The 5,590-nt window shown below is 43.5% G+C and carries 4 protein-coding genes; 3 read left to right on the top strand and 1 reads right to left on the bottom strand.

Annotated features, from left to right (window positions below; translation table 11 throughout):
* Window positions 1-966, bottom strand: a 966-nt coding sequence (locus LC574_RS23820) for a M1 family metallopeptidase (protein ID WP_229456036.1), incomplete at its 3' end; no start/stop codon positions are given.
* 663 nt (window positions 967-1,629) lie between these two features.
* Here LC574_RS23820 and LC574_RS23815 point away from each other — a divergent pair.
* The 3 genes from LC574_RS23815 (at window position 1,630) to LC574_RS23805 (ending at window position 5,280) form a co-directional block, all read left to right on the top strand.
* On the top strand, window positions 1,630-3,294 hold the full coding sequence (locus LC574_RS23815; protein ID WP_229456035.1) for a DUF3352 domain-containing protein: 1,665 nt from the start codon (window positions 1,630-1,632) through the stop codon (window positions 3,292-3,294).
* Window positions 3,295-3,897: 603 nt separating this feature from the next.
* Window positions 3,898-4,302: a hypothetical protein gene (locus LC574_RS23810; RefSeq protein WP_229456034.1), complete on the top strand. Its 405-nt coding sequence runs from the start codon at window positions 3,898-3,900 to the stop codon at window positions 4,300-4,302.
* 57 nt (window positions 4,303-4,359) lie between these two features.
* Window positions 4,360-5,280 carry a class I SAM-dependent methyltransferase gene (locus LC574_RS23805; protein ID WP_229456033.1) on the top strand — a complete coding sequence of 307 codons (921 nt, stop codon included), beginning with the start codon at window positions 4,360-4,362 and terminating at the stop codon, window positions 5,278-5,280.
* Window positions 5,281-5,590 lie beyond the last annotated feature (310 nt).

The following is a 5,590-nucleotide window of genomic DNA, read 5'->3' as shown; positions in this document are numbered from 1 at the left end:
TACTACCAAATCACCAAACCATTGGTGCGCGAGTTCGTGGACGACTAAACTTTCGGTATTGCGGTTATCTAAAGCGGCACGTTCATCCAGCAAACATCTATCTGTTAACAGTGTTGTGGAGGTGTTTTCCATCCCGCCAAAGATGAAATCATCGACGCAAACCTGGGCGTATTTTGGGAAAGCATAAGGATAGCCATACTTTTGGCTCAAAAATTCGATCATGCGGGGAGTTTTGCCCATGCTGCGTTTAGCATCTTCCTCGCGTCCCTTTTCTACGTAGTAGGTAACTGGTTTACCGTTCCACTCATCCTGAATTTCGGCAAAGTCACCTATTGCCAAAGTCATCAAGTAGGTAGGATGAACTTGTTGCTGTGACCAATGGTAGATTTTGTAATCACCGTCTTCTGTGGTGTTAATTAGTTCCCCGTTGGAAATCGCTACGAGAGGGTTGGGGACACGAACGCGAATTTCTGAAGTAGACAATTGTCCTGGATAGTCAAAGCAGGGGAACCAAAAGCGAGAGTCTTCGTCTTCTCCTTGAGTCCAAACTTGAGTTGGCTTGTTTGGGTAGTGCTTGTCTGGTTGAATAAAGTAAATACCGCGTTGTGGTTTTGCCACCGAGTAGGCGATCGCAATCAGCAAGCGTTTACCAATTTGAGTCGCCTCAGCAAGTTGGATAGAAAGCTGTTCCCCATCGTGGTCAAAATTTTGTGCCACCTCGTCCACCTGCACAGACTCGATATTCAGATTGACAGCATCCAAAGTCAAACGGTCAATGCCATTACGGATTGGTAAGAGGCGAATGCTACAATTGCCCTGATAGCTTTGCTTTGGGATATCCAAGCTGAGATCGAGAAAAATATGCTCTACCTGTCCGGGGCGATCGGGGTTGTAGTGTGGTCTTGCTCCCGGTAACTCAAAAGGTTTGTGTACGTTATTATCTGTATCAAAATAAGACTTCGACATTGATCCTTACTGACCTTGTAATCCTGAAAAGTCTGGCTTGGCTGGATGTTGTTAAGTAAAATAGCGGTGTCTAAATATATTTCCCAAATCAACAGGGCATTATGGAGGTGAGAATTCCCTTTTGGGATTGGGGGATTAAAATTAATCTCACCCGAATTTCCGAAGATCGGCTGGCGATCCTTGGACTTTTTTCCATATCCCTCCCGCATTTACTTTTACTGATGTTTTGCACTTTTTTGTCATTGAGTCAAGAGTCTCTTGCACCTCGATAAATTTTTATTAAGTACAAACACTGCTAATTATTCTTACTTATATAGGACTCCGATTTGATTGCGTGAAAACATACTGAGACTGAAAAGCCCGTTTATCAGGGTTTTATCTGAAATTTTGCTTACAAATCAGACAGGAGTCCTATAACTTAGGATAGCTTGCCACTGTTGAGCAGGCTATTTTGTTTGAAATGAACAGCATATCATTTGCCGATTCGCTCCCCATCTCGTGGAAGTATTTTTTAGAGTAAGTATTTTAGACTGCTAGCTTATAGGACTACTAATTTTATCAGTAAATACCGATCAATGAGCGGAAATTATTCATAAATCCGAAAACTCTACAGTGACACTTGTATAAATCTCGGTGACAATCTGAGCAAAAGAGGATGACAAAATGCCTAAAAGTAAATCCAAGTTTTTGATTCCTGCTGTTGGTGCTGCTGTAGTTATCGCAGGAAGTATAGCAGCTTATACGTATTTTAAAGCCCCATCAGGAGGTAGCTCAGATGGTCTAGGTAGCGCTAAACTAGTACCTTCAACAGCATTGATGGCAACTTATATTACTACTGACTCTCAAGCCTGGGCAAAGTTACAGCAGTTTGGCACTCCAGAAGCACAAAAATTAGTGGCAAAAGGTCTGGAAAATTTCAATAAGCAAGTTTTCAGTGACAATAACGTTTCTTATGAAAAAGACATAAAGCCTTGGGCTGGTGGTGTAATGATTGCTGTATTACCGTCTAATCCTGTAAAACCGGCGCAGTTGAAAGCACCTAATGCGCCAATCAATGTACAGCAGGAATCAAATATCTTGATCGTAGTGGGAATCAAGGACAAACTCAGTGCCTTGAATTTTGCTAATAAATTGAAGTCACAAAAAGGGGTGAAATTCCAGGAATCTGATTATCAAGGTCAAAAAATTATCGAAACTACAGAAAATGGCAAGCCGACATATAGCGTAGTTTTAAATAATAGTCACTTGGTATTAGCTCCCGAAAAGCAAGCTGTAGAAAAAGCAATTGACACCTTTAAAGGAGAGTCTTCTTTTGCCAGTAAAGAAGGCGCCAGCAGCATTCTTAAAGGAGTGGATGTCAAAAACAGCCTCACCCAAATTTATGTACCAGACTATGCTGGGATGGTACAGCAATTAGCAGCCGGAAGTCCGCAGGCAAAGCAGTTACCCCCACAAACCCTGACGCAACTAAAGCAGATAAAATCTGTGGTAGCAGGTGTTGGTGTTGATGATGCAGGAGTGCGGGTAAAAGCGATCGCCAATTTAGATCCGCAACTAAATAAATTTCAGTATCAATCAAGTCCGGGAAATATAGTCGGGCAATTTCCCACTGGTACTTTTGCTCTGATTAGCGGAAATGGCATCAGCCGTGGCTGGGAAACGCTAGTAGAAGAGTCAAAAAATTATCCAGAAATGAAGCAAGCTCTCGAACAAGTGCGAGGACAACTGAAATTTGTCAATATAGACCTGGATAAGGATATTTTTGGCTGGATGAATGGAGAATTTGCCTTTGGTGCGATTCCATCAAATCAAGGGGTATTAGCGAGTGTTGGTTTTGGAGGTGCTTTAGTATTTGATACTAGCGATCGCAAAACTGCCGAAGCCACTTTGACAAAATTGGATACCCTTGCCAAAACCCAACAAATCGAAATTGCCAACAGAAATATCGGTGGAAAAGACGTAACTGAATGGCAAATCCCCAGACAGGGGGCTTTATTGGCACATGGTTGGCTCGATCAAGATACTGTATTTGTGGCTCTTGGTGGCCCAGTTGCTGAAGCGATTAGCGATCGTAACAATCAATCTCTTGATAATAGCGACACTTTCAAAGCCGTTACTGGTTCTTTGCAAAAGCCCAACGGCGGCTATTTCTACCTAGATATGGACAAAACTAAAACTGTGCCCTTGATCAATAGTTTTATCTCATCTGACGCCAATACCATCACCATCCTGGGTTCAATTCGTGGTCTTGGCTTTACCGCTACTAGCCCCGATAAATCCACCAGTGAATTGGAGATGTTGTTAGCTCTCAAACCTACTGCAAAATAGGGCATGGGGCATGGGGAAGAGGCAGAGGGGCAGGGGGCAGGGGGGCAGAGGAGCATAGGAGATATATTTTACAGCAGTTTTCATGTATTTGAACCACATCTATCGTAGGGGCTAAGCTTTGCTCATTAGTGTCAACTTAAGGTGAAACCCTTGTCAAAACGTGATATTCAGTTCTCTGGCTTTCCATCACGATCCGCGTTACCCCACCCTAACCCTCCCCGAAGATTGGGGAGGGAACTGCATTTCTTTTTCCCCCCAATACATCGGGGGGATTAAGGGGGGTAAAACGTATGTGGGACAAGCATTTGAGCTTAAGTTGACACCAATGAGCTTTTTCTGTGCCCCTACCGCGTGGTCTATTTACCTGAAAATAGCTGTAAAATGCAACTTGGCGTCAACATCAGTTTAATGAGTCTTTAGAGGATGTTTGTAAAGTCTAATTTATTACTCGCCGGGCGACTGGAAGTCGCGGCTACACAGGCAAAACCCACCTCCGTGGGTTAGAAAACCCTTGATTTTGCATGCTTTCCACGGAGGTGGACTTTGTTTGTGTAGTAGCGAATTCTATTCGCCAAAGACTTTTAAAACATCCTCTTAATACTCGTGAATGAGTCTTTGATACTCGTGAATGAGTCTTTGATACTCGCGAATGAGTCTTTGATACTCGCGAATGAGTTTTTGATACTCGTGAATGAGTCTTTGATACTCGCGAATGAGTCTTTGATACTCGCGAACGAGTCTTTGATACTCGTAAATGAGTCTTTTTTACTCGTGAATGAGTCTTTGATACTCGTAAATGAGTCTTTGATACTCGCGAACGAGTCTTTGACACTCGTAGACGAGTCTTTGATACTCGTGAATGAGTCTTTAATACTTACCTCCCCTGCTCCCCCTGCCTCCCCTGCCCCTCCGCCCCTCCGCCCCTGGGATTGTGTTCAAATAGATGAAAAAGGCTGCAATTTTCAGCTGCCAGTGAGGCTGCCGTTATACAATTCAATTCATTTCTAGACTGGACTCCAGGAAGTATGTCATAAGTAAAAAAGGCTGTTAAATGCAAACTGATTTATGACCGCTGCTGTAAACACTAGTCCTGGTTTAGCTTCCCGTTTGGTGAATGGCATACTGGCAATTAAGCCTTTAGCCGACCTAGCCAAACATCAAGCTAGACAAATGATGATTAAACGTGCCCAAAGAATTGGCGTGCCTTGGACGCAAGAAGTTGAAACACTACAGGCGCTTGATTGGAAGGCTGATCTAGCTCAAGTAGAAAATCCTCAGCTTTCCTATCCAGAATATTATTTCCGGTCATTCCATGCCTATGAAGGTGGAAACCTTAGTTGGAAAGCCGCTTGGGAGCTAGAAGTTGCTGCTCGTACTGTCCATGCCGGAATTTGGGAAGATGCTGGAGCACAAGGAGATGCTAGACTGCGCCAAAGTTACCACGATATCCTCAAAGTTCAAATCCGCAATCAACCCCAAGACATCCTCGATTTGGCGTGTGGTGTGGGTTTGAGTACCTTTGCCCTACAAGAAATTTATCCCCATGCTCAAATTACAGGCTTAGACTTATCTCCTTACTTTTTAGCCGTTGCCAATTACCGCGCTGGGCAACGTCAAGCTAAAATAAACTGGCTTCATGCCCAAGCTGAATCTAGTGGGCTACCTGATGCCTCATTTGATTTAGTTTCCATTTTCCTGATGTGCCACGAATTACCCCAATCAGCAACCCGACAGATTTTAGCCCAAATGCGGCGCTTGCTGCGTCCGGGTGGCTACTTGGCAATCATGGATATGAATCCAAAATCTGAAGTTTACCAGAAAATGCCAGCCTACATTTTGACGTTGCTCAAAAGTACTGAACCGTATTTAGATGAATATTTCGCTTTGGATATTGAGCAAGCTATTGTTGAGGCCGGTTTCCAAACTCCCACTATCACTAACAATACCCACCGTCACCGCACAGCGATCGCTCAGGTGAGTGGTTAATTTTTCTCTACTACTCTGGGCAGCAATACCACCTTTGCTGCTGCTAGGCTACTACTACTGTCGAGTGCCATTTGCCCCACCTTTGTTAAGGTTGCTGATGTTCTTTATCATCGGGGCAATATCTGGTATCTTAGCCCTTAGCCTCGAATGGGTTTTTGAAACTGTAGCCAACAGGGTTGTAGACTCGAATCAGATCAAGCTATGTCTGCCGACAAGTCGCATCTAATATTAATTTTCCCAGATTTTTTAGCTCACTTATCTCTTCTTCTTCTGCCGAGTCTGTTTGTTTTTCAGTATCAATTGAAGATGC

The organism is Nostoc sp. CHAB 5715 (genome assembly GCF_020829685.1).
GTDB lineage: Bacteria > Cyanobacteriota > Cyanobacteriia > Cyanobacteriales > Nostocaceae > Nostoc.
This window is presented reverse-complemented; position numbering and strand designations above follow the sequence as displayed.